22 protein-coding genes and 1 pseudogene are annotated in these 23,143 nt (G+C 67.8%); 16 read left to right on the forward strand and 7 right to left on the reverse strand.

Annotation, left to right across the window (positions count from 1 at the left end):
* Positions 1–38: 38 nt before the first annotated feature.
* A complete protein-coding gene (locus ACFPUZ_RS12185; protein WP_377002169.1) occupies positions 39–1,412 on the forward strand; it encodes a phosphomannomutase/phosphoglucomutase in 1,374 nt (457 codons plus the stop codon).
* On the opposite strand, the gene ACFPUZ_RS12190 is transcribed toward ACFPUZ_RS12185, so the two are convergent.
* Entirely contained in the window at positions 1,399–2,538 is a 1,140-nt protein-coding gene (locus ACFPUZ_RS12190) for a polysaccharide pyruvyl transferase family protein (RefSeq protein WP_377002170.1), read from the reverse strand. The genes ACFPUZ_RS12185 and ACFPUZ_RS12190 overlap by 14 nt on opposite strands.
* Positions 2,539–2,593: 55 nt before the next feature.
* Between ACFPUZ_RS12190 and ACFPUZ_RS12195 the strand changes: the two genes are divergently transcribed.
* Both ACFPUZ_RS12195 and manA read left to right on the forward strand, forming a co-directional pair.
* Entirely contained in the window at positions 2,594–3,598 is a 1,005-nt protein-coding gene (locus ACFPUZ_RS12195; protein ID WP_377002171.1) for a hypothetical protein, read from the forward strand.
* Positions 3,599–4,759: a mannose-6-phosphate isomerase, class I gene (manA, locus tag ACFPUZ_RS12200; protein WP_377002172.1), complete on the forward strand. Its 1,161-nt coding sequence runs from the start codon at positions 3,599–3,601 to the stop codon at positions 4,757–4,759.
* Positions 4,760–4,765: 6 nt separating this feature from the next.
* Here the strand turns inward: manA and ACFPUZ_RS12205 are convergent, their stop codons facing one another.
* Complete coding sequence (locus tag ACFPUZ_RS12205; RefSeq protein WP_377002173.1) at positions 4,766–5,440, reverse strand: hypothetical protein; 675 nt, start codon at positions 5,438–5,440, stop codon at positions 4,766–4,768.
* Between the two features lie 147 nt (positions 5,441–5,587).
* Between ACFPUZ_RS12205 and ACFPUZ_RS12210 the strand changes: the two genes are divergently transcribed.
* The 8 genes from ACFPUZ_RS12210 (at position 5,588) to secA (ending at position 14,529) form a co-directional block, all read left to right on the forward strand.
* Entirely contained in the window at positions 5,588–5,941 is a 354-nt protein-coding gene (locus ACFPUZ_RS12210; RefSeq protein ID WP_377002174.1) for a DUF4259 domain-containing protein, read from the forward strand.
* A complete protein-coding gene (locus ACFPUZ_RS12215; RefSeq protein WP_377002175.1) occupies positions 5,942–6,553 on the forward strand; it encodes a dTMP kinase in 612 nt (203 codons plus the stop codon).
* Between the two features lie 6 nt (positions 6,554–6,559).
* Entirely contained in the window at positions 6,560–7,240 is a 681-nt protein-coding gene (mtrA, locus tag ACFPUZ_RS12220) for an MtrAB system response regulator MtrA (RefSeq protein ID WP_377002177.1), read from the forward strand.
* 65 nt (positions 7,241–7,305) lie between these two features.
* Positions 7,306–8,811 carry an MtrAB system histidine kinase MtrB gene (mtrB, locus tag ACFPUZ_RS12225; RefSeq protein ID WP_377002178.1) on the forward strand — a complete coding sequence of 502 codons (1,506 nt, stop codon included), beginning with the start codon at positions 7,306–7,308 and terminating at the stop codon, positions 8,809–8,811.
* A complete protein-coding gene (gene lpqB / locus ACFPUZ_RS12230) occupies positions 8,808–10,517 on the forward strand; it encodes an MtrAB system accessory lipoprotein LpqB (RefSeq protein ID WP_377002179.1) in 1,710 nt (569 codons plus the stop codon). The genes mtrB and lpqB overlap by 4 nt, the downstream gene beginning before the upstream one ends.
* Position 10,518: 1 nt before the next feature.
* Complete coding sequence (locus tag ACFPUZ_RS12235; protein ID WP_377002180.1) at positions 10,519–11,121, forward strand: ComF family protein; 603 nt, start codon at positions 10,519–10,521, stop codon at positions 11,119–11,121.
* Between the two features lie 87 nt (positions 11,122–11,208).
* Positions 11,209–11,874 (forward strand): ribosome hibernation-promoting factor, HPF/YfiA family, encoded by a 666-nt coding sequence (gene hpf, locus ACFPUZ_RS12240; protein WP_377002181.1) that lies wholly within the window; start codon positions 11,209–11,211, stop codon positions 11,872–11,874.
* Between the two features lie 117 nt (positions 11,875–11,991).
* On the forward strand, positions 11,992–14,529 hold the full coding sequence (gene secA / locus ACFPUZ_RS12245) for a preprotein translocase subunit SecA (protein WP_377002182.1): 2,538 nt from the start codon (positions 11,992–11,994) through the stop codon (positions 14,527–14,529).
* Here secA and ACFPUZ_RS12250 read toward each other — a convergent pair.
* On the reverse strand, positions 14,510–14,884 hold the full coding sequence (locus ACFPUZ_RS12250) for a hypothetical protein (protein ID WP_377002183.1): 375 nt from the start codon (positions 14,882–14,884) through the stop codon (positions 14,510–14,512). The two genes, secA and ACFPUZ_RS12250, sit on opposite strands and share 20 nt — an antisense overlap.
* A gap of 91 nt (positions 14,885–14,975) precedes the next feature.
* Here ACFPUZ_RS12250 and ACFPUZ_RS12255 point away from each other — a divergent pair, with 91 nt between their 5' ends.
* The 4 genes from ACFPUZ_RS12255 (at position 14,976) to ACFPUZ_RS12270 (ending at position 18,353) form a co-directional block, all read left to right on the forward strand.
* Entirely contained in the window at positions 14,976–15,386 is a 411-nt protein-coding gene (locus ACFPUZ_RS12255) for an HAD-IA family hydrolase (protein ID WP_377002273.1), read from the forward strand.
* Position 15,387: 1 nt separating this feature from the next.
* Positions 15,388–15,894 (forward strand): DUF6912 family protein, encoded by a 507-nt coding sequence (locus ACFPUZ_RS12260; RefSeq protein WP_377002274.1) that lies wholly within the window; start codon positions 15,388–15,390, stop codon positions 15,892–15,894.
* An 80-nt stretch (positions 15,895–15,974) separates the two neighbouring features.
* Positions 15,975–17,018, forward strand: a complete 1,044-nt coding sequence (locus ACFPUZ_RS12265) for a ferredoxin reductase (RefSeq protein WP_377002185.1) — start codon at positions 15,975–15,977, stop codon at positions 17,016–17,018.
* A gap of 15 nt (positions 17,019–17,033) precedes the next feature.
* Positions 17,034–18,353, forward strand: coding sequence for a fatty acid desaturase family protein (locus ACFPUZ_RS12270; protein ID WP_377002186.1), 1,320 nt, complete (start codon positions 17,034–17,036; stop codon positions 18,351–18,353).
* 88 nt (positions 18,354–18,441) lie between these two features.
* On the opposite strand, the gene ACFPUZ_RS12275 is transcribed toward ACFPUZ_RS12270, so the two are convergent.
* Positions 18,442–18,966 (reverse strand): hypothetical protein, encoded by a 525-nt coding sequence (locus ACFPUZ_RS12275; RefSeq protein WP_377002187.1) that lies wholly within the window; start codon positions 18,964–18,966, stop codon positions 18,442–18,444.
* 211 nt (positions 18,967–19,177) lie between these two features.
* Between ACFPUZ_RS12275 and ACFPUZ_RS12280 the strand changes: the two are divergent.
* Positions 19,178–19,450, forward strand: a pseudogene (locus tag ACFPUZ_RS12280) (P-loop NTPase fold protein); the annotation flags it as partial.
* On the opposite strand, the gene ACFPUZ_RS12285 reads toward ACFPUZ_RS12280, so the two are convergent.
* The 3 genes from ACFPUZ_RS12285 to aroA all read right to left on the reverse strand — a co-directional run bounded on the left by ACFPUZ_RS12285 (position 19,368) and on the right by aroA (position 23,126).
* Entirely contained in the window at positions 19,368–20,243 is an 876-nt protein-coding gene (locus ACFPUZ_RS12285) for a pentapeptide repeat-containing protein (RefSeq protein WP_377002188.1), read from the reverse strand. The pseudogene ACFPUZ_RS12280 and the gene ACFPUZ_RS12285 sit on opposite strands and share 83 nt — an antisense overlap.
* A gap of 605 nt (positions 20,244–20,848) precedes the next feature.
* Entirely contained in the window at positions 20,849–21,853 is a 1,005-nt protein-coding gene (gene rsgA, locus ACFPUZ_RS12290) for a ribosome small subunit-dependent GTPase A (protein WP_377002189.1), read from the reverse strand.
* The gene (gene aroA / locus ACFPUZ_RS12295; protein WP_377002190.1) at positions 21,846–23,126 is read right to left on the reverse strand and encodes a 3-phosphoshikimate 1-carboxyvinyltransferase; all 1,281 of its coding nucleotides are present in this window, start codon (positions 23,124–23,126) and stop codon (positions 21,846–21,848) included. The genes rsgA and aroA overlap by 8 nt, the downstream gene beginning before the upstream one ends.
* Positions 23,127–23,143: the final 17 nt, after the last annotated feature.

The raw sequence follows: 23,143 nt of genomic DNA on the forward strand, positions 1-23,143 counted from the left end.
GGCTGCACTGCGCAGGCCACGGGGTATCATCTGACCTCATGACCCAGCGCAGCCGTGAAGATGTGTCCCGTGTGATCAAGGCCTATGACGTCCGAGGCGTCGTCGGTACGGAAATCACCCCTGAGTTCATCCGGGACACCGGTGCCGCCTTCGGCAGGATCCTGCGGGAGGAGGGGGAGACGACCGTGGCCGTGGGCCATGACATGCGTCCCTCCTCCCCGGAGCTGGCCGCCGCCTTCTCCGCGGGGGTGCGGGCGCAGGGCCTGGACGTCATCATGTTGGGCCTGACCTCGACGGATCAGCTCTACTTCGCCGCCGGCACCCTGCAGTGCGCGGGCGCGATGTTCACCGCCTCCCACAACCCGGCGCAGTACAACGGCATCAAGCTGTGCCGCTCGGGCGCGCGCCCGGTGTCCCAGGATTCGGGACTGCGGGAGATCACCGATCTGCTGGTGGCGGGCGTGCCGGAGTACGCGGGGGAGCGGGGTGCGGAGAAGCAGCAGGACTGCCTCGAGGTCTACGGCGAGTACCTGCGCGACCTGGTGGATCTGCACAGCATCCGGCCGCTCGTCGTGGCGGTCGACGCCGCGAACGGCATGGGTGGGCACACCGTCCCGGAGGTGTTCAAGGGGCTGCCGCTGGACGTGCGGGCGCTGTACTTCGAGCTGGACGGCACCTTCCCCAACCACGAGGCCAATCCGCTGGACCCGGAGAACCTGCGGGACCTGCAGAAGTTCGTCGTCGAGCAGAAGGCGGACATCGGGCTCGCTTTCGACGGGGACGCCGACCGCTGTTTCGTCATCGATGAGAACGGCGACCCGGTGAGTCCCTCGGCGGTGACGGCGATCGTCGCGAAGCGGTATCTGCAGGAGCATCCGGGGGCGACGATCATCCACAACCTCATCACCTCGCGCTCCGTGCCGGAGATCATCGCCGAGAACGGCGGCACCGCGGTGCGTACCCGCGTGGGCCACTCCTTCATCAAGGCGAAGATGGCCGAGACCGGCGCCGTCTTCGGCGGCGAGCACTCCGCGCACTACTACTTCACCGAGTTCTTCAACGCCGATTCCGGCATCCTCGCCGCCATGCACGTGCTGGCCGCGCTGGGGTCCCAGGAGCAGCCGCTGTCGCAGATGATGGCCGAGTACGAGCGCTATGAGGCCTCCGGGGAGATCAATTCGACCGTCGCCGATCAGGCCGCCAGCACGCAGGCGGTGCTCGACGCCTTCGCGGCGCGGACCGCGTCCGTCGATGAGCTCGACGGCGTCACCGTCGAGCTGCGGGACTCGAAGGCGTGGTTCAACGTCCGCGCCTCCAACACGGAGCCGCTGCTGCGCCTCAACGTCGAGGCCCCCACCCGCGCCGAGGTCGAGGAGCTCGTCGCCGAGATCCTCGCCGTCATCCGCGCCTGAACACGCGGCTGAGCATGCCGCGGCGGGCGCCCGGGTAGAGGTCCTCGGCCAGCTCGACCGCCGCTTCTCGACGCCCCGTCACATCCTCCACCCCCGGCCCCGGCCGGGTGGGCTCCGCGAGATCGGTCACCGGCCACCCGGAGCTCACGGAGGCGTGCTTGACCTCGTAGTAGTCGCGCTCGTGGACGGAGACGGCGATACCCTGGGCGCCGCGGGCGGCGGCGATGAGGTGCGGGTGGAAGCGGGTGGAGATCCACGTCTGACCTGCACGGGCGGGCAGGCCGTGCGCCCACAGGTCGTCGAAACCGACGTAGCGGGCCCCGGCCGTCAGCTCCGGGTCGAGCCGGCACATCGCGTCCCACACCACCCAGTCCCCGCCCGGGATGCACTCGACGAAGGCCAGGTCATCGCCCGTCGTGCCCAGCTCCCGCAGCTGGCGGACGATGCGTTGCGCCAGCTCCTCGACCGGGATGCGCAGCAGGTCGGACTGGGCGGAGACGATCGTGCCGCGCAGCCGCGCGTCCTCGGGGCCGTGCCCCAGCCCGCCGCGCGCGCGGGGATCGGCGGCCGCCAGCCAGGAGTCATCCTCGCCGGGGAGGGCAGGTGCGAAGTCGAGGGAGGGGGTGTCGCGGACGGTGAGGACGTCGAACAGCGACCACCAGTGCGCCAGCTCCCCGGCGCTCCCGTGTCCCGGGAACAGGCCCATCCCGGTGGCGAATCGACGGGCCCCGTCCCTTCCGAGGGAGGCCGCCGCCGCGATGACGCGGATGTGCTGCGGCCACAGGTCGGTCACCCAGCCGCCCCCCAGGACGTGGACGACGTCGACGGACTTCGCCAGGTTGAGTCCCGGGATGAGCGTCGGCAGGCGGGTCGGGTCCGCCACGGCGGTGGCCACCTCGGCGGGCGAGGAGCACTGGTTGGCCAGGCGCCACACGGTGTCGGTGACCGTGAGGTCCGGGTGGGCGGCGTAGTGCAGCACGGCGGCGGAGCCGGGGGAGTGGCAGTCGAGGATGACGCGGGCGCGGGGGCGTCGATAAGCGAGCTCCCGCAGCCACGACGAGACGATGAACTCATCGCCGAAGTTGGGGTGTCCGGCCGGGGCGATCAGGTAGATGACGTCCGTCATGCCCCCATCGTCGCACACAGGCTGCCCACAGGTGGTGAGCACTATCCTGGACCGCATGGACAACAGCTCTCTCGACGCCTATCTCGACGGCTCCACCTACAAGCGGGAGACGGTGAAGTTCTATGACGTGGCCCACGAAGGCGCCCAGGTGAGGGCGCTCGCCGGGGCCGTGCCGCAGTTGGCGGGACTCTACCGCCTGCAGCCGCGCAGCCTCGTCGTGGTGGCCACGGACCAGGTGGCCGCGGCCGCCGCGCGTTTCGTCGTGCGGATGCGTTCGCCGTTGCGGGTGCCGGTCGTCGTCACCGACGCGCTGCCGGCCTATGTCGGCGCCCTCGACATCGTCCTGGTGGTCGGCGACCGCGCGGATGACCCGGAGACCTCCCAGGGGCTCATCGCCGCCGACCGGCGGGGCGCGACGACGGTGCTCGTCGGGCCGCCGCGGGGGCCGATCCTCAGCGACCGCCCGACGGACACGATCCTGGTGCCGGCGCTGCCGACCGTGTTCGGGGCATCGCCGGCGCGCTCGATCATCGCCATCGGCACGGTCCTCGATCTGCTCGAGGAGGACCCGGACCTGGTGACCCAGCGGCTGGAGGGGATCGCCGCCGTCATCGACGAGGAGCTCGAGCAGCTCTCGCCCGAGCGCGACGACGTGGTCAACCCCGGCCGCCAGCTGCGCGAGTTCGCGGAGCTGGCCCGCGTGCTGCACACGGGCCGCTCCCGGCACGGTTTCGCCATCGCCGAGCTCATGTCCGTGTTGTGGTCGCTCAAGGGCCTACCCTCCGGGGTGGCCGCGATGGATGAGCTGGAGGTGCTGCCCCAGGCGCCCGTCCGCGATGTGTTCCACGACCCGCTCCTGGACGGCCCGCTCGATTTGGTACCGTTGAGGACTGTTGTCTGGGCTGAAGACCCGGACGTGGCCGCCACCCTGCCCGACGCGCTCGCCGTCAACTGCGACACCCCGGGCATCGGGCCCCTGGCCGGCGCCCTGCAGTTGATCACGCGGGGGCTGGCTGCCACGACGTACGACCTTCCTGAAGCACCAACTGAGGACTACTGAATGCAGAAGCTCACCGGCACCCCCCGGAGCTACCCCTGGGGTTCCCGCACGCTCATCCCTGAGCTGCGGGGTGAGCCGACCCCGTCCTCCCGCCCGGAGGCCGAGGTGTGGTTCGGTGCCCATCCGGTCGGCTCCTCGCTTATCGACGGCCGCCCCCTCACCGACATCATCGCCGCCGACCCCGCAGCCGCGCTGGGGGAGCGCGTCCGCGCGCAGTTCGGCGACGGCCTGCCCTTCCTGCTCAAGCTCCTGGGAGCCGCCGAGCCTCTGTCCCTGCAGGCCCACCCCTCCGCCGAGCAGGCCCGGGAGGGTTTCGAGCGGGAGAACGCCCAGCGCATCCCCCTCAACGCCCCCGACCGCAACTACCCCGACGCCTCTCACAAGCCCGAACTGGTCGTCGCGCTCACCGATTTCCACGCCATGGTCGGCTTCCGCCCCCTCGACCGCACCCGCGAACTCTTCGCGGCGCTGCACTGCCCGGAGCTGGACCGCTACCTCACCATCCTCGACCCCGAGGCGGAGGAGGACAGCCTCCGCGGCCTGTTCACCACGTGGATCACCATTCCCGCGGCCGCCCGCACCGCGCTTATCGACGCCGTCGTGGCCGCCGCCCGGGAGGAACTCGACCGCGGCGACTGGATCTCCGACGTCCTGGCCACCATCCTCGAGCTGCAGGAGCGCTACCCCGGCGACACCGGCGTGCTCGGTGCGCTGCTGCTCAACCACCTGGTGCTGCGCCCCGGCGAGGCCCTCTACCTCGACGCGGGGCACCTGCACGCCTACGTCTCCGGCCTCGGGGTCGAGGTGATGGCCAACTCGGACAACGTCCTGCGCGGTGGCCTGACCTCCAAGTACGTCGACGTCCCCGAACTGGTGCGCATCCTGCGCTTCCACTCCATCAGCGATCCCGTGGCCACCTGCGTCGACGGGGAATACCAGGTGCCGGCCGACGAGTTCCGCCTGCACCGCCACGACCTCGCCCCCGCCGGGGCCTTCACCTTCTCCCACGACGGTCCCGCCATCGCGCTGTGCACCGCGGGAGAGGTGCAGCTGGGCAACCTGGGTCTGCGCCCGGGGGAGGCGGCGTGGATCCCGGCCTCGGACCCCGCGTGGGAGGTCTCGAGCGTCGAGGGTGGCGAACTGTTCATCGCCAGCGTGTAGCGGGCGTCAGGAACTGAAGGGGAACCAGCGGGCGGGGTTCCACCAGGCCGACTGCGGCTGGGTGACCGCGGCCTGCTCGACCTCGGGCTCGGTGGGCTCGGTGGGCTCTGCAGGCTGGTCGGGTTCAGACTGCGGCTGCTGCCCGTTCGGCTCGCTCGGGGTGGCGGTCGGCGTCGGCGTCGGGGTGGCCGTCTCGCTCGGGGCCGGGGCCGGGGAGGTCGTCGTGGGCGCCGGAGCGGTGGTCGGGGTGTCCGACGTGGTCTGGAGCTCCGGCTCGACGGCGTCGGTCGGCGCGGCAGTCTCCGTCGGTTCCATCGGGGCGGTCGAGGTGGACGTGGCGCTGGGGCGCACGTTCTCCGGCCGGTAGACCGTGGTGGGCGCGATGACGCTCGGCACGGCCTGGACGAGGGCGTGGGGGGCGAGGAAGGGGTCGTCGTTACGCGGGGGTGCGGGGGTCTGCGCGGCCGCCTCCGTGCTGGTGTCCGGCTCGGGGGAGGGGGTGGTGACCTGCGGCAACTGGGTGTGCTCCGAAATTGTGGCTACCTCGGGGGTCTGCGTGGCAATATCAGAGGCGGAAGGGGTCGCGGGAGTACTGGCCCGCCAGACTCCGTATCCGATGGCGGCCGCGGCAAGTAGACCGACGACGATGAAGATGTAGACGCGACGCGCTTCGGTGTTCACCCTGCCTGTCCCTTCCTGGTATCGGTAACAACTCGGTAACAACATAGCAGACGAATAAGTAGGACACGACTAGTTTTGCGAGCCTCATGTTCCCCTCAGGGAAACTCAGCTTCGCATGAGAGTCGCTGGAGAGAGGAAAACAACACCATGAGCACCTGGGATGTCACCATCTTCGCCGAGGACGACAACATCGACTTCCTCGATGATCTCAACGAACTCGACGAGGACGACGTGGTGGAGGCCGTCCGCGACGCCTGCCTGCTGGTCCTCAAGCAGCCCAACGTCTCCGAGGTGGAGCGGCTCAACGGACTGGCCGCCGCGACCATCGCCGCCATCTGGGCCGGGGCCCCCTTCTCCGCCGGGGACGTCGCCGACAGCTACCCCTACATCCGCGAGCTCATCGGCTCCGGCGACGAGTCCCTCAACGAGGCCGCCGCGGAACTGCTCGAGAGCGTCGAGGCGGACGAGGACGTCGAGGCCTTCACGGAGGCGCTGTCCTAGATGATCATCGCCATCGAGGGCATCGACGGAGCCGGCAAGAACACCCTGGTCCGCGCCATCCGTGAGCGTGTCGACGCCGATGTCCTGGCGTTCCCGCGCTACGACACCTCCGCACCCGCCCAGCTGGTGCAGGAGGCCCTGCACGGCCGGATGGGGGACCTCACCGACTCGGCGTACGCCATGGCGACGCTGTTCGCCCTCGACCGGCACGGCGCCCGCGCGGAACTGGAACGCTACGTCGACTCCGCGGACATCGTCCTGCTCGACCGTTATGTCGCCTCCAACGCCGCGTACTCCGCGGCCCGGCTGCGCGACGACGCGGTCATGGACTGGGTCCATCAGCTCGAATTCGAACGCCTCGGCCTGCCCGTCCCTGACCTGCAGGTCCTGCTGGCGACGGAACCGGCGACGGCCGCGCAGCGGGCCCGGTCGCGGGAAGCGCTTGACGCCACCCGGGAGCGCGACCGCTACGAACGCGACGCGGACCTGCAGCAGCGCACCTATGATGCGTATCTGAGGCTGGCGGAGCAGGGCTGGGCGGGTCGGTGGCTTGTGACCACCGACGCGGACGTAATATTGCAAGAGATCGCACACATAACTCAAGGACTGTGATTTTCCATGGCGCCCAAGATTCTGGTGGTCGACGACGACCCGTCGATCTCCGACATGCTCACCCTGGTTCTCGAGACCGAGGGTTTCGATCCGGTGGCCGTCATGGACGGCAATGAGGCCGTGCCCGCCTTCCGCGAGCATCAGCCGGACCTCATCCTCCTCGACCTCATGCTGCCGGGCATGAACGGCGTCGACATCTGCCGGGCGATCCGCCTGGAGTCGCGGGTGCCCATCGTCATGCTCACCGCCAAGACCGACACGGTCGACGTGGTGCTCGGCCTGGAGACCGGCGCCGACGACTACATCACCAAGCCCTTCAAGCCGAAGGAGCTCATCGCCCGCATCCGGGCGCGCCTGCGCCGCACCGACTCCGAGCCCACCGAGATCCTCGAGGTCGGCGACCTCACCATCGACGTCCCGGAGCACACCGTCAAGCGCGGCTCCGAGGAGATCTCGCTGACGCCGCTGGAGTTCGACCTGCTCCTGGAGATGGCCCGCAAGCCCCGCCAGGTGCACACCCGTGAGGAACTGCTGGAGAACGTGTGGGGTTACCGCCACGCCTCCGACACCCGCCTGGTCAACGTCCACGTCCAGCGGCTGCGCGCCAAGATCGAGAAGGACCCGGAGAACCCGCAGATCGTGCTCACCGTGCGCGGCGTGGGCTACAAGACGGGCCTGGCGGAATAGGGGGTCGGCCCATCCTCGCCCAGATCCCCGCCTTCTTCAACCGCGCCTTTGACCGGGTCAGCGAGATGTGGCGGACCTCGCTTCAGGTCCGGGTCATCGGCTCGATCTTCGTCGCGTCCGCGGTGGTCATGTTCATCCTGGGGATGGCGCTCATCTCGGTGGTGACCTCGCGTCTCGTCGACTCGAAGTACGACATCGCCAACTCCGAGATCGACCGGGCCCGCGCCGCCGTGGAGCAGCAGATCGACGCCACCTCCGCCACCTCGACGCTGCAGGTGCGGCTCAACTCGGCCCGGGCGGCGCTCACCCAGCGCACGGACCAGTCGGGGACGGCCGCCGTCTACGAACCGGTCCTCGTCGTCTCCCAGCCGGACGGCAACACCGTCACCTCCCCGGAGGGCTACCGCATCCCGGAGAAGCTGCGGCGCTTCGTCTCCGAGGACCAGGTCTCCTACCAGTTCGCCACCGTCGACCGCACGGACGGCTCGGCGTACAACGCGCTGGTCATCGGCACCCCGACGGATTCGGACATCCCCGATCTGCAGGTCTTCCTCGTCATGTCGATGGAGTCGGACGAATCGACCCTGGCGCTGCTGCGCGGCCTGCTCTCCGCCGCCGGCGTGGTGGTGGTCGTCCTCCTCGTCGGTATCGCCTGGCTGGCCACCCAGCAGGTCACCGCACCCGTGCGCTCGGCGTCCCGCATCGCCCAGCGCCTGGCGGCCGGCCACCTGCGGGAGCGGATGATCGTCGACGGCGAGGACGAGATGGCGCGCCTGGCACTGTCCTTCAACGACATGGCGGAGAAACTGTCCAAGCAGATCCACCAGCTCGAGGAGTACGGCAACCTCCAGCGCCAGTTCACCTCCGACGTCTCCCACGAACTGCGGACCCCGCTGACCACCGTGCGCATGGCGGCCGACATGATCGCCTCCGACCCCGACAGCCTCGAGCCGCACGCCCGCCGCGCCTCGGAGCTCATGGTCCGCGAGCTCGACCGTTTCGAGGAACTCCTCGCCGATCTGCTGGAGATCTCGCGCCACGACGCCGGGGTCGCCGATCTCGCCGAGGCCCGTATCGACGTCCGCTCCTGCATCACCGCCGCCTGGGAGCAGACCCGCCACCTGGCGCAGAAGCTGGAGGTGGACGTCACCTTCGACACCCCGGAGGCGCCGGTCATGATCACCGGCGACCCGCGCCGCATCGAGCGGGTCCTGCGCAACCTCCTCGCCAACGCCATCGACCATTCCGAGGGCAACCCCGTCGAGGTGGAACTCGCCGAGAACGACGACGCCGTGGCCATCACCGTCACCGATCACGGCGTCGGCCTCAAGCCGGGGCAGGAGGAGCTCGTGTTCAATCGTTTCTGGCGCGCCGATGCTTCCCGACGCCGCCATTCCGGCGGCACCGGCCTCGGCCTGGCCATCGCCCGCGAGGATGTCGTCCTCCACGGCGGGCAGCTCGACGCCTCCGGCACGATCGGGGTGGGCTCGCAGTTCCGCATGGTGCTGCCGCGTGAGCCCCGACAGCCGGTGCCCGCCAGCCCCCTGGAACTGGAGGCCCCGTCCGCATGACACGTTTCCCGCGCCTGAGAACCCTGGCGGCCGTTGCCGCCTCCTGCGGCCTGCTCGTCGGCTGCACCACCCTGCCCACCAACACCGAGCCGCAGGCCATCCGCTCCTTCGAGCCGCAGATCGAGGAAGGCTCCAATCTGGGCCCCCAGCCCGGGCGGGAGCCGGACCTGCTGCTGCGTGACTTCTACACCGCCAACGCCCATCCCAGCCAGGACTATCAGGTGGCGCGCTCCTTCCTGGCGCGGGAGACCTCGCAGCAGTGGGATCCGCACGATTCCGTGTTGGTGGTCAACCGCATCGACCTGGTCACCGCCCCCGGCGCCACGAGCGAGCGGCGCACCTTCAACGTGCGTGGCGCGGTGGTCGGCCGGATCGCCACGGGTGGTGCCTATGAGCCGGAGAACGGGGTCTACGAGGCCACCATCGAGATGATCCGGGCCAACGGGGAGTGGCGCATCGAGTCCCTGCCCTCCGGCGTGGTCCTCGAGCGCACGGAGCTGCGCAACCAGTTCCAGCCGCAGCGCCTCTATTTCCTCGATCCCAGCGGCCAGGTGCTCGTGTCCGACCGGCGGTGGATCTACTCGGGCCACCAGTCCCTGGATTCCGCGCTCATCACCCTGCTGCTCGAGGGGCCCTCGCCCTCGCTGGCGCCGGGTGTGCGGCAGGTGGTCCCGCGCGGGGCGACCTTCGCGGGCGTGGTCGACGGGGCCTATCACTTCACCGGTTTCGCGGACGTCGAGCCGGAGGATCGCCTGCTCTTCGCCGCGCAGCTCGTCTGGACCCTCGCGGTGGCCAACATCCCGGAGCCCTACACCGTCGTCGTCGACGGCGAGCCCCTGGCCCCGGGCTACGAGACCTTGAGCAGCGACGATGTCGCGGAGTTCAACCCCCGGGTCAACGCCACCGCGCCGGTGCCGCTCTACGCGCTCACCGACGGTCGCGTCAGCCGCGTGGCCTCCAACCAGGTGAGCCCGGTGGAGGGGGCGCTCGGGCAGCTCGGTGGCCTGGAGTCCGTCGACATCTCCGCCTCGGGCAACGTCGCCGTCGTGCGGCGGGAGGGGGAGGAGTCCGTGCTGCTCACCGGGATGGTCGACGGCGAGCTCTCCGAGGCGGTGCGCGCCCGGACGATCTCCCGGCCCACCTTCGAGTTCGACCGCAACAACCAGTGGGTTGTCGTCGACGGGGACCGTATCGTCCGCGTCGTGCTCTCCGGGCCCTCGGGGGAGCGCAGTGAATCGGAGGTGGACACCTCCGCGCTGGAGTCCACCGCGGGGGAGATCTCGGTCATCCGCCTGTCGAACTCCGGAGCCCGCATCGCCATGATCATCGAGGGCCGCATCCACGTCGGCGTCGTGGAGCGGACCGGGCCGGCGGAGCGGCGCATCGTCAACGTCCGCGAGCTGGCTCCCCAGCTGGGCGGCACGGCCCTGTCGCTGGACTGGCAGCCGGACGGTTCGCTGTTGGTGGGCACCTCCACCCCGGAGACCCCGGTCTGGCGCGTCGAGCAGGACGGCTCCGCGGCGACGTCGCTGCCCTCGGGCAACATCACCGCGCCGGTGGTGGCGGTCGCCGCCACCCCGTCCATGCTCTACCTCACCGATGCGCAGGCCACGCTGCAGTTGCCCACCACCGGCGGCGACAACGTCTTCTGGCGCGAGGTCTCGGGGCTGCAGGGCCAGCGTGCCGCGCCGGTGACCGCCGACTGACATGGACCTGCTCCTCCCGCGGCGGTGCGCCGGGTGCTCCGCGCCGGGGGAGCACCTGTGCCCGCGGTGCCGGGAGCGCCTGCGCACCCCGCCGCGGCGGATCAGCACCCGCGTCGACCCGCACGTGCCCGTGTGGTCCTTCGGCCCCTACGCCGACACCCACCGCCGCGTCGTCCTGGCCATGAAGGAGCGGCGTAACCTCGCGGTCCGCCGCCACCTGGGGGCGGTCCTCGCCGCCGGGATCGCGGCTCTCCAGGCCCGCGGCGAGCTTATCGACGCCCCTCTCCTCGTCCCCGCCCCCACCCGGCCCCGCCAGGCCCGCCTGCGGGGTGGGGACCCCGTCGCCGACGTGTGCCGGGCGAGCGGACTGCCCGTGATCCGGGCGCTGCGTCACGCCGGGCGGGTGGTCGACCAGGTGGGGTTGGGCGTCGAGAAGCGGCGGGAGAATCTCGCCGGAGCGGTCGAATTGGAGCGCGTCCCGGGTGCTCCGGTGCTGCTGGTCGATGATGTGGCCACCACCGGAAGCACCCTGGCAGCCAGCTCAGAGGTGCTTTTCGCGGCCGGGTGCACCGTCGTCGGGGCGATTGTGATCTGTCACGCATGAAACGCGGGGGGTGATGGCCGCCCGGTTATGACCAGATGTACGATGGGTGTTACTGAAGTTGTCCCACCACTAGTAGGGAGGAAGCAGATGACATCACCTGCTGAGAACACCGATGTCCTGAGCCCCGAGGCACAGGTCACCATCACGGGCCGCAACGTCGAGGTGCCGGAGCACTTCGCCGAGCGCGTCAACTCCAAGCTCGCCAAGATTGAGCGGCTCGACCCGACCCTGACCTTCTTCCACGTGGAACTCCAGCACGAGCCGAACCCGCGTCGTGAGTCGGAGTCCGACCGGATCCAGATCACCGCCACCGGCAAGGGCCACCTGGCGCGCGCCGAGGCCAAGGAGGACAGCTTCTACGCCGCACTCGAGACCGCACTGGCCAAGATGGAGCGTTCCCTGCGCAAGGTCAAGGCACGTCGTTCCATCTCGCGCTCCGGCCACCGCGCACCCACCTCGACCGGCGTCGCCGCCGCCGAGATGGTCGCCGAGGCCCAGAAGATCCGCGAGGAGAACCAGTACGACGTCGACCCGTACGCCGACTCCGTCAAGGACGTTGTCCCGGGCCAGGTCGTGCGCTCCAAGGAGCACACCGCCACCCCGATGAGCGTGGATAACGCGCTGTCGGAGATGGAGCTCGTCGGCCACGACTTCTACCTCTTCATCAACGAGGAGAACAACCGTCCGTCCGTGGTGTACCGTCGCCACGCCTTCGACTACGGTCTCATCTCCCTGGCTGAAGAAGAGAAGTAGTTCTCAGCGTCGGATCCTGCGCCGCCGTTCCCCTCCCGGGGGCGGCGGCGTTGGCGTCGGCGCGTACAATGACCCGGAAGAAACTTGTACCCCTCACACCCTTAAGGACGACTGCACGTGTTCGGACTGTCCAAGCTGCTTCGCGCCGGTGAAGGGCGCACCGTCAAGCGTCTCGACAAGATGGCTGAGCAGGTGCTCGCCCTCGACGACGAGTACACCGCGCTCAGCGACGAGGAGCTCAAGGGTAAGACCGCGGAGTTCCGCGCCCGCCTGGCCGACGGCGCCTCCCTCGACGACATCTTCCTCGAGGCCTTCGCCACCGCCCGCGAGGCGGCGTGGCGCGTCCTCGGGCAGAAGCCCTACCACGTGCAGGTCATGGGCGGTGCCGCCCTGCACTTCGGCAACGTCGCCGAGATGAAGACCGGTGAGGGCAAGACCCTGACCTCGGTGCTGCCCGCCTACCTCAACGCCCTCGAGGGCCAGGGCGTGCACATCGTCACGGTCAACGACTACCTGGCCAAGCGTGACGCGGAGATGATGGGCCGTGTCCACCGCTACCTCGGGCTCGAGGTCGGCGTCATCCTCTCGGAGATGCAGCCGGACCAGCGCCGCACGGCCTATGCCGCCGACATCACCTACGGCACGAACAACGAGCTCGGCTTCGACTACCTGCGCGACAACATGGCCCGCTCCCTGTCGGATCTGGTCCAGCGCGGCCACCACTACGCCATCGTGGATGAGGTCGACTCGATCCTCATCGACGAGGCCCGTACCCCCCTCATCATCTCCGGCCCGGTCGACGGCTCCTCGCAGTTCTACAACGTCTTCGCCCAGCTCGCCCCGCGCATGAAGGAGGGCATCCACTACGAGGTGGACCACCGCAAGCGCACCGTCGGCGTGCTCGAGGACGGCGTCGGGTACGTCGAGGACCAGCTGGGTATCGACAACCTCTACGCCCCGGAGCACTCCACCCTGGTCAGCTACCTCAACAACGCCATCAAGGCGAAGGAGCTGTTCACCCGGGACAAGGACTACATCGTCCGCAACGGCGAGGTCATGATCGTCGACGCCTTCACCGGGCGCGTCCTCGGCGGACGCCGCTACAACGAGGGCATGCACCAGGCCATCGAGGCCAAGGAGCAGGTGGAGATCAAGAACGAGAACCAGACGCTGGCCACCGTCACCCTGCAGAACTACTTCCGCCTCTACGACAAGCTGGCCGGCATGACCGGTACCGCCGAGACCGAGGCCGCCGAGCTGCACCAGATCTACAAGCTCGACGTCGTCCCCATCCCGACGAACCGCCCCAACGTCCGCGAGGACCTCACCGACCGCGTGTACAAGACGCAGGAGGCCAAGTTCGCCGCCGTCGCCGACGACATCGCCGAGCGGGTCGCGAACGGCCAGCCGATCCTGGTGGGCACCACCTCCGTCGAGCGTTCCGAGTACCTCTCCGAGCTGCTCCAGCGCCGGGGCATCGCGCACAAGGTCCTCAACGCCAAGCACCACGAACAGGAGGGCCAGATCATCGCGCAGGCCGGCCTGCCCGGTTCCGTCACCGTGTCCACCAACATGGCCGGCCGTGGTACCGACATCGTGCTCGGCGGCAACCCCGAGGTCATCCTCGACATCAAGCTGCGCGAGCGCGGCCTCGACCCCTTCGCGGACGAGGAGGCCTACCAGGCCGCCTGGGACGAGGAGCTGCCGCGCGCCCGCGCCCGCGCCGCCGAGCTGGGCGACAAGGTTCGCGAATCGGGCGGCCTCTACGTCCTCGGCACCGAGCGCCACGAGTCCCGCCGCATCGACAACCAGCTCCGCGGCCGTTCCGCCCGTCAGGGCGACCCGGGCTCGACCCGTTTCTACCTCTCCATGCGCGATGAGCTCATGGTCCGCTTCGTGGGCCAGACCATGGAGAACATGATGAACCGCCTCAACGTGCCGGACGACGTCCCGATCGAGGCGAAGATGGTCACCAACTCCATCAAGGGCGCCCAGGCGCAGGTGGAGAACCAGAACTTCGAGATGCGCAAGAACGTCCTCAAGTACGACGAGGTGCTCAACGAGCAGCGCAAGGTCATCTATGCCGAGCGCCGCGAGATCCTCGAGGCGAAGGACATCCAGCAGTACATCCGGAACATGATCGACGAGACCGTCTCCGCCTACGTCGACGGCGCCACCGCCGTCGGCTACGTCGAGGACTGGGATCTCGAGCAGCTGTGGAACGCCCTCGAGTCCCTCTACGGCCCGACCTTCACGTGGCAGCAGCTTCTCGACGACCACGGGGGCGAGGTCTCCGCCGAGCAGCTCCGCGCCGCGCTCATCGCCGACGCGAACGCCCAGTACGACGAGCTGGAGGCGAATGTCAGCACCATCGGCGGGGAGGCCCAGATGCGCAACATCGAGCGCATGGTCATCCTGCCGGTCATCGACACCAAGTGGCGCGAGCACCTCTACGAGATGGACTACCTCAAGGAGGGCATCGGCCTGCGCGCTATGGCGCAGCGCGACCCGCTGGTCGAGTACCAGAAGGAGGGCGGCGACATGTTCAACGGCATGAAGGAGGGCATCAAGGAGGACACGGTGCGCAACCTGTTCATGCTGCGCAAGCAGTTCGCCCCGCAGGAGGATCCGGCCACTACAGCACCCGAAAGCTGAGGAGCCGGATATCCTCCACCCGCCCGGTGAAGGCGTAGGCCTGCCCGGCGGAGACGGCGGTGCCGAAGATCTCGCCGTCGGCACGCAGGTGGAGGGTGTCCACGCGCACGGGGGCGCGGGCCGTGATCCGCTGCCGCGCGGCCACGTGCAGGCGGACCGGCCCGGAGAACTGCGCCGGGCGCAGTTGGTGGAGGGAGCGCAGGCCGAAGGCGGCCTCGAGGGCGATCCGCACCAGGGCCTCCGCGCGGCGCTGCGCCCCCGTCTCGCGGGGTGCGGGGGGCGGTGGGGCGTCGATAAGCGGCGGTGCGGGGGTGAGCACCTTGAGGTGCGTGAAGCCGGGGACGGGGGACAACATGGCTGCTCCAGTGAGTCACCGGGGACAGACGCGGGGCGGGCTGGGTACTATTGTGGCACGCAGAGAGCGAATTGACATGAGGGAGCAGCGAGTGCGTGGACTGATCGTGGACTTTGTCGGGGTACTGGACGGGCCGGAGGAGGATCAGCGCCGCTGGCGGGAGCTGCTCGCGGCGGCGAAGACCAACGGTGTGTCCACCGCCATCCTGTCCAATGATCCGGGCGGCCCGGGGGCGGAGCACATCCGTGAGTGGGAGTACAAGGGCATCGTCGACGCCGTCGTGCTCTCCGGGGAGATCGGCGCCGAGAAGCCGGAGGCGGAAGCCTTCGCCGCCGCGGCCGCCGCCATCGACCTGCCGATGAACGACTGCGTCCACGTCGACGATTCCATCCTCAACGTCCGGGGCGCCGTCGAGGCGGGCCTGGTGGGGGTGCTCTACCAGGTCTTCGACCGGGCGGTCATCGAGATCTGCTCGATCTTCGACATCGAGGGTGAGTTCTAGCGTGCGGGTCTACCTGCCGGCGACGTTCGCCATGCTCAGCGCCCTGCACGAGACGGGGACGATGACCGCGCGTTCCGGCTGGGGCTTCGCGGCGACGCCCGCTCTGGTGGAGTTCTACACCTCCGGGGACGAGGACGAGATCGGCTACGCCGCCTTCCTCGACGCCGCTGAGGCCTCCCTGCGCCTGCTCGCCATCGGCGACGAGGAGACGTTCCCGCACCGCCGGGTGGTCGTTTCCGTCGACGTGGCGGACGAGGCGGTGACGCTGGCCCCGGAGAACGGGGAATCCGTCGTCGCGCTGCGCCCGCCGCAGATCCGGGTGGAGGACATCGCCGCGATCCACATCGACATCGCGGAATCGGAGGAGGCGACGCAGGCCGCGGTCGCGGTCATCGACGCCGCCGATCTCGGCGACGAGGACGCCGAGCTGACGGTCGGGGACGCGCAGGACAATTTCATGGCGTTCTACGACCCCACCGAACTGCCCTTCCTCATCGAGTTGCTCTGATAGTTTTGTCCGGTGATGGACAACACGGTTACGTTGACGTAGGCTACGCTGACGTAACCTACGATTTCAAGGAGAGGCCGATGACCGAATCGCCCGACCGGCTCGCACGCTTCCGCAGTGTCCTGCGCCGATTCACCACCCCGTTGCTGCCCGACGACTACACCGTCCTGGCCAACCCCCTGTGGTCCAAGCGAGAGCTCCGCGGCAAAATCGAGAGCGTCGAGCGCTTCCCGGACGACACCATCCACATGGTCATCCGCCCGGGCTGGGGCGTTCCGGTCTCCTTCGAGGCGGGCCAGTACATCGGCATCGGCCTGCGCGTCGACGGCCGCTACACCTGGCGCTCCTACTCCCTGACGAACACCCCCGACACCACCGACGGGCTGTTCTCCATCACCATCCGCGCGGTGGAGAAGGGCAAGCTGTCCAACCACCTCGTCGGCACCGCGCGCCCGGGCATCAACGTCCGCCTCGCCGCCCCGGCCGGTGACTTCCACCTGACGGACCCGCTGCCGGAGAAGCTGCTCTTCGTCACCGCCGGTTCGGGTGTCACCCCGGTCATCGCCATGCTCCGCAGCATGGAGGGCCGCCGCGAGGACACCGACATCAAGGTCGTCCACTCGGTGCGCCACCGCTCCGACCTCATCTTCGAGGACGTCCTCGCCGACTACGACGCCCACATCCAGGTCACCTCCGAGGACGGCCGCGTCTCCCCGGAGGTGCTGGAGACGCTGGTCCCGGACTTCCGCGAGCGCGTGGTCTACGCCTGCGGCCCGGCCACCATGCTCGACGAGCTCGAATCCTGGGCCTCCGACAACGACCTGGAGATCCGCGTCGAGCGCTTCACCCTCGACCGTGCCTCCGACGCCAAGGGTGGCACCATCACCTTCGCCAAGCGCGGCATCGAGACCACCGTCGACGGGGCCACCACCATCCTCGAGGCCGGCGAGGCCGCCGGCGTCCAGATGCCCTTCGGCTGCCGCATGGGCATCTGCCAGACCTGCGTCCGCGAGCTGGTCGACGGTCATGTCCATGACCTGCGCACCGGCGACACCAAGGAGCCCGGCTCCCGCATCCGTACCTGCGTCGGCGTGGCCGCCGGCGACGTCGTCATCGACGCCTAAAGGAGACCTCACACCATGGCTATCGACAACATCAAGGCATACTCCCACCTCAGCGACGAGGACATCCGCGAAATCGGCCGGCGCCTCGACGCCATCAAGGAGGAGTTCGAGGCGGACCTCGGCGAGAAGGACGTCCGCTACATCAAGAGCCTCATCCGCACCCAGCGCTACATCGAGATCGCCGGCCGCGGCGCCCTCATCTTCTCCGGCTACCGCCCGGCCTGGCTGGCCGGCGTCGCCCTGCTCTCGCTGTCCAAGATCCTCGAGAACCTCGAGATCGGCCACAACGTCATGCACGGCCAGTGGGACTGGATGAACGACCCGGAGATCCACTCCACCACCTGGGAATGGGACAACGTCTGCCCCTCCTCCCAGTGGATGCACACCCACAACTTCGCACACCACAAGTACACCAACATCCTCGGTATGGACACCGACGTCGGCTACGGCGTCCTGCGCGTCACCCGCGACCGCAAGTGGACCCCCATGCACGCCTTCCAGCCGGTGATCAACCTCACCCTGGCCTCGCTGTTCCAGTGGGCCGTCGGCTTCTACGACGTCGAGCTGGGCAAGATCCCCGCCGGCCGCGCCACCTGGGAGGAGACGGCACCGAAGTTCTGGGAGACCATGCGCAAGGCCGGCACCCAGGGCCTGCGCGACTACATCCTCTTCCCCGCGCTCTCGGGCCCGAACTTCATGCACACCGTCGCCGCCAACGCCACCGCCAACTTCGCGCGCTCCGTGTGGGCCTACGCCGTCATCTTCTGCGGACACTTCCCGGATGAGGCCGAGACCTTCACCAAGGAGCAGTGGAAGAACGAGACCCACGACGAGTGGTACCTGCGCCAGATGCTCGGGTCCGCGAACTTCAAGGGCGGCAAGATCCTCACGATCCTGTCCGGCAACCTCAACTACCAGATCGAGCACCACCTCTTCCCGGACATGCCGTCCAACCGCCTGGCGGAGATCGGCACCCGCGTCCAGGCGATCTGCGAGGAGTTCGACCTGCCCTACAACACCGACTCCTTCCCGATGCAGCTGCTCAAGGTCCAGCGCACCCTGCTCAAGCTGAGCCTGCCCAACAAGTACCTGGCCGCCGACCGCGACAACGCCCCTGAGGTGCGTTCCAACGCGGCGTTCACCAAGTACCCCTCCGTGTCGGAGAAGCTGCACGTCGGCGCCTCCGAGACCGGCGAGCGCGCCGGCCTGCGCACCGGCCTGGGCCTGCTCGCCCAGCTGCGCCCCACCGTGAAGGAGGCCGTGCTCAACTTCAGCGGCCGTACCCCGGAGTGGCGTAAGAAGGTCGCTGCGGCCGAGCCGCAGAAGGCCGTCTAAGGCATATCACGGTAGGCACATCTCGGAGGATATAGGTCGAGTGGTCGCCCTCTCTGCGAGGGGGGCCACTCGACCTATTCATGTCAGGCTATGCCTGGGGTGGTATGCCTTTCGCGAACTCCAGGGCCGGGCCGGTGAAGACACGGCCAATGGTGGCCAGGTGGGCGTCGAACAGCGCATCGCAGGGGCGGCCAGCGAACTGGCCGAGGATGCCGACGATCCCGGACGCCATGAACGCGGTGACCGCCTGCACGTCCTCCCGGGTGGTGTCGAGGTCGAAGCGGCGGACCCACACCTGCTGTAGGAGCTCCTTGAGGTGGCTGATCAGCAAGGGGGAGCCGCCGTCGCCGACGAGCAGGCACAGTCGCTCGACAGCGGACCGGGTGTGGGCATCGAGATGCACGCCCGCGACGGCCCCGCCCAGGAGGCGCTCCATGAGGTCGATGATCTCCACGGGGACCGAGGCCGCCACGGCCCGGAGAGCGTGGTTGTCGACTGAGTCGAAGTAGTAGTAGAACGTCGCCCGGTTGCAGCCGACCTCCCAAATGATCGAGAAGGCGGTGACTTCAGCGAAGGGGACGCGCGCGACCTGCCCCCAAAAGGCAGTGATCATGCGTTCGTCTGCCCCGATCGCTGACTTCGGTGGTCGTCCCATGCCTCACCTTCCCGACACTTGACACTCCTGGATCGGTCAGATTGAAAGTGGAGTAACTCTCATCTTGCACCGGCCAGGGCCCCTACATGTTGTGTGACCCTGCACCCCGCCCCGTGAACGTTCACACCTTGCTACGCACCCTCGATCCGGAAGAGCCCGTTTTCCCGGTGTTCATTTCCTGCTGGCCTACGACGAACAGACGGTGACCGAAACACTGTCTGAGACCGGCATCGCCGGAAAAGGGACGGCTGCGGGTAGAAAGTTTCTAGAGAAGATCGTTCAATATCGTTTGGCCATCCCGCCGTTGGTGCCGACCCAGCTCTTGACTCGGATCGATGAAGCCCTAGGGGGCATTGACGTCAAAGAACTTGTACGCCGGGCCATCGCTTCATTACCTGATCACGGCCCTCTTTGTCTATGGATGATCCATCCGGAAAAATAGTCGAACCGCTCACCCTTGCTCCGTCGAAGGTGTCTAAATTGCACGTGGCCCCGGTAAAGTCGGCCTGGTCGAGATTTGCACCGTCAAAGATACATCCTTCCAGATTGGAACCGGTGAAAGAGGCAAAAGCTAGTTCGCATCCTATGAACGATGATTTGGTCATATTCCCACGAACGATCAATCCTGTTGCTCTAGATTGTTCAAAACTGGAGCGCCAGAAATTGCCATTGAAGGTGGTGGATTCAAGATTAGCACCGGAAAAATTTGCTTCATTAGCCGTGGCGTCATCGAATTCCGTGTAACTGAGGTTTGCTCCCTGGAAAAGTAGTCTGGAGAGGGTCACCCCGCTAACCCTGAGGTGGGACAGGTTGATATCCGAAAAATCTACCCTTACTTCGACAGTTGGATTCTCAGGTTCGAGAGAGGCGGCTTTCCACTGATAGTTGGGGACGAACTGTGGCATATCGAAGATGGTGACAACTTGTCCACGCTCTTCGCTCGGCGGGCCAGCAAATCGTGAACACAACCCTGACAATGCCGCTTCTCGAGCACGAACAGTTGGATCTTTGTGGCGGGCGAGTACGTCCCCGGAGTCGATAAAGGTTATAAGAAGGTTGATTATCTCCTGCAATCTTCCTGTGGCGGAGTTCAGGTCAGTGATGGACCAGGAGTCTGCGAGGTGAAGCAGATCGTACACAGCGACGAGCCGAAGAAGAGAGGACCTGGATCTTAGGCTTCGGGAGGACTGGAAGAATCGTTCATCTAATCGCTGGCTCATCGTGATGTCTTTCATGGCCCCTTAGTACCTCAACTTGTTCCAGAGGTTGACGTAGTCGGGACAGCGGGAAGCTCGGGGCTCAGTGCGTTCATCACTCTTGCTGTGATGGCACCACGCTGTCACTACGCCCACCGGAAAATTATCACTAGATTTGGCGGGATAATTCTTATATTTGTTCAAGGTGCTCTTGGGTGCAGGAAGGGCAGCGTTCTTATCTGCAGCGATTACGACTTGCTGTTCATATTCAGCAACTACCTCTGGATGATCCAGTTCATACTGAATCAGCTGATCTTCAACCGACGGCTCGTTCCTATCCGGAACATGATCGGATTGCTCGATCCCCATCTCTAGCTCAAACGGCACTAACTCTTCTGGCTGGGCATGGGCGACCGGGGATACCACCCCGAGTGCTATTAACGCCATAGGACCGCACCAACGGTCTTTCTCCGAATCGCCTAGAGCACTCCTTCCTGAAAGATTAATATGATCTTCCTAAACATAAACTGCCAGAAGGCCTGAATCAGGGCAATGAAAATTAAGCAGACAAACGGTACCCCTGAACGGGTTGAAATCCCTAGTCTTAACCTCGATTCACCGAGGGCACATCGGTGGATCGAGGCTTAGAGCTCCCACTCCTCCTTGGAGCGCAGCGCCTCCAGCAGCTTGCGCACCGCATCCCGGCGTCGCGCCGAGGCGGTGTCCGGCTCGAAGTTATCGAGAGCGCACTCCGGGTCGGCCGGGGGACCGAGGTGGGTGCAGCCGCGCGGGCAGTTTTCCACCGCCGCCGCCAGGTCATCGAAGACGCCGATGACGGTGTTGTCGTCGACGTGGGCCAGGCCGAACGACCGGATGCCCGGGGTGTCGATGATCCAGCCCCCGCCCTCCACAGGTAGGCGCAGGGCCACGGACTGGGTGGAGGTGTGGCGGCCCTTGCCCACCCCGGAGACGGCGCCGGTTTCGCGGTAGGCATCGGGGACGAGGCGGTTGACCAGGGTGGACTTACCCACCCCGGAGTGGCCGACCAGTGCCGTGACCTTCCCGGAGACGAGGTCGACGACGGGGTCGAGGGGGTCGTCGACACCCGCGATGACGACCGTGACGTCGAGGTCGGCGAATTCGGCGGCGAAGGGCGTGGGGTCGGCGAGGTCGGATTTGGTCAGGCACAGCACCGGATGGACGTTGCCCACGAAGGCCGCGATGAGCGCGCGCTCGACGAAACCGGAGCGCGGCGGGGGATCGGCGACGGCGGTGACGATGAGCAGCTGATCGGCGTTGGCCACGACGATGCGCTCATAGGGGTCGGTGTCATCTGCGGTGCGCCGCAGCACCGACACCCGCTCCTCGAGTTTGACGATGCGCGCGAGGGTGCCCTCGTTGCCGGAGGTGTCCCCGACGACTCCGACGCGGTCGCCGACCTCGACCGGGGTGCGGCCCATCTCGCGGGCGCGCATGGTGACGATGGGGTCGGTGCGGCCGTCGAGCACGACCCCCCATCTGCCGCGGTCCTTGGTGACGACCATGCCGAATTCGGCGTCGTCATGGGCGGGGCGGTCCTTGGTCCGCGGACGGGTGCCGCGGCGCGAGGGTCGGACGCGGACGTCGGACTCATCCCACTGCCTACCCACGCGCGACCATGTCCTCCCACATCGTCTCGAAACCCGGGAGGGTCTTGGCGGTGGTCTGGACGTCCTCCACCTCGACGCCCTCGACGCGCAGCCCGATGATGGCGCCCGCGGTGGCCATACGGTGATCGGCGTAGGAGTGCCACACGCCGCCGTGCAGCGGAACGGGGGTGATGCGGAGGCCGTCGTGAAGCTCCTCGCACTGGCCGCCCAGCTTGTTGATCTCCGCGGCCAGCGCGGCGAGGCGGTTGGTCTCGTGCCCGCGCAGGTGCGCGATGCCCGTCAGCTCGGAGGGGGAAGAGGCCAGCACGGCCAGGGCGGCGACAGTGGGGGTGAGCTCGCCGATGTCGGACATGTCGAGGCTGATGCCCCGGAGGACGCCGTCATCCGGGCCCGTCACCTGCAGGTCGTGGCCGGGGCCGGAATCGGCGGTGAGGATGTCGACCTGGCAGCCCATCGTCTCCAGGATGAGGCGGATGGCATCGCCCGGCTGGGTCGTGGACAGCGGCCAGTGACGGACCTTGACGGTTCCTCCGGTGACCGCGGCGGCGGCGAGGAAGGGGGTGGCGTTGGACAGGTCCGGCTCGACGATCCAGGTGCGGCCCTGGATGGGGCCGGGGTGGACCTTCCAGGAGTTCTCGGTGACGTCGACCTTCACCCCGGCGTGGCGCAGCATGGCCACGGTCATCTCGATGTGCGGCAGGGAGGGCAGGCGGCCGCCGACATGGCGGACGGTGATGCCCTTGGCGAAGCGCGGGCCGGCGAGGAGCAGGCCGGAGACGAACTGGGAGGAGCCGGAGGCGTCGATCTCCACGACGCCGCCCTCCGGGGTGCCGCTGCCGTTGATGGTGAACGGCAGGGTGTCGCCGCGGACGGTGACGCCGAGGGTGCGGAGTGCGTCGAGAATCGTGTTCATGGGGCGGACCCGGGCCTGCGGGTCACCGTCGAAGACGACGACGCCGTCGGCCATGGCGGCCACCGGCGGGACGAAGCGCATGACGGTGCCGGCCAGACCGCAGTCGACCTCCCCGCCGTGGAGGCGACCGGGTTCAATGCGGACGGCGCCGTCGGTGTCGCGGATCTTCACCCCGAGGCTGCGCAGGGCACCGGCCATGAGGTCGGTGTCGCGGGAGTGCAGTGCGTTCTCGATGACCGACGGGTAGTCGGCGAGAGCGGCGAGGATGTAGGCACGGTTGGTGATCGACTTGGATCCGGGGACGTGCTGGGTCCACCGGATCGGTCCAGAGGCAGTGGGCGCAGGCCAGGGGGCGGTCATGGGGTCCATAATAGAGA

The sequence above is a fragment of the Corynebacterium nasicanis genome (assembly GCF_042658165.1).
GTDB lineage: Bacteria > Actinomycetota > Actinomycetes > Mycobacteriales > Mycobacteriaceae > Corynebacterium > Corynebacterium nasicanis.

Bases quoted from the DNA above. Each gene is read 5' to 3' on its own strand.
- mtrA (WP_377002177.1), top strand. From the start codon at position 6,560: ATGGCGCCCAAGATTCTGGTGGTCGACGACGACCCGTCGATCTCCGAC.
- manA (WP_377002172.1), top strand. From the start codon at position 3,599: ATGCAGAAGCTCACCGGCACCCCCCGGAGCTACCCCTGGGGTTCCCGC.
- lpqB (WP_377002179.1), top strand. From the start codon at position 8,808: ATGACACGTTTCCCGCGCCTGAGAACCCTGGCGGCCGTTGCCGCCTCC.
- ACFPUZ_RS12235 (WP_377002180.1), top strand. From the start codon at position 10,519: ATGGACCTGCTCCTCCCGCGGCGGTGCGCCGGGTGCTCCGCGCCGGGG.
- hpf (WP_377002181.1), top strand. From the start codon at position 11,209: ATGACATCACCTGCTGAGAACACCGATGTCCTGAGCCCCGAGGCACAG.
- aroA (WP_377002190.1), bottom strand. From the start codon at position 23,126: ATGACCGCCCCCTGGCCTGCGCCCACTGCCTCTGGACCGATCCGGTGG.
- ACFPUZ_RS12190 (WP_377002170.1), bottom strand. From the start codon at position 2,538: ATGACGGACGTCATCTACCTGATCGCCCCGGCCGGACACCCCAACTTC.
- ACFPUZ_RS12285 (WP_377002188.1), bottom strand. From the start codon at position 20,243: ATGAAAGACATCACGATGAGCCAGCGATTAGATGAACGATTCTTCCAG.
- ACFPUZ_RS12270 (WP_377002186.1), top strand. From the start codon at position 17,034: ATGGCTATCGACAACATCAAGGCATACTCCCACCTCAGCGACGAGGAC.
- ACFPUZ_RS12210 (WP_377002174.1), top strand. From the start codon at position 5,588: ATGAGCACCTGGGATGTCACCATCTTCGCCGAGGACGACAACATCGAC.
- ACFPUZ_RS12215 (WP_377002175.1), top strand. From the start codon at position 5,942: ATGATCATCGCCATCGAGGGCATCGACGGAGCCGGCAAGAACACCCTG.
- ACFPUZ_RS12195 (WP_377002171.1), top strand. From the start codon at position 2,594: ATGGACAACAGCTCTCTCGACGCCTATCTCGACGGCTCCACCTACAAG.
- ACFPUZ_RS12250 (WP_377002183.1), bottom strand. From the start codon at position 14,884: ATGTTGTCCCCCGTCCCCGGCTTCACGCACCTCAAGGTGCTCACCCCC.
- ACFPUZ_RS12265 (WP_377002185.1), top strand. From the start codon at position 15,975: ATGACCGAATCGCCCGACCGGCTCGCACGCTTCCGCAGTGTCCTGCGC.
- ACFPUZ_RS12275 (WP_377002187.1), bottom strand. From the start codon at position 18,966: ATGATCACTGCCTTTTGGGGGCAGGTCGCGCGCGTCCCCTTCGCTGAA.
- mtrB (WP_377002178.1), top strand. From the start codon at position 7,306: ATGTGGCGGACCTCGCTTCAGGTCCGGGTCATCGGCTCGATCTTCGTC.
- ACFPUZ_RS12185 (WP_377002169.1), top strand. From the start codon at position 39: ATGACCCAGCGCAGCCGTGAAGATGTGTCCCGTGTGATCAAGGCCTAT.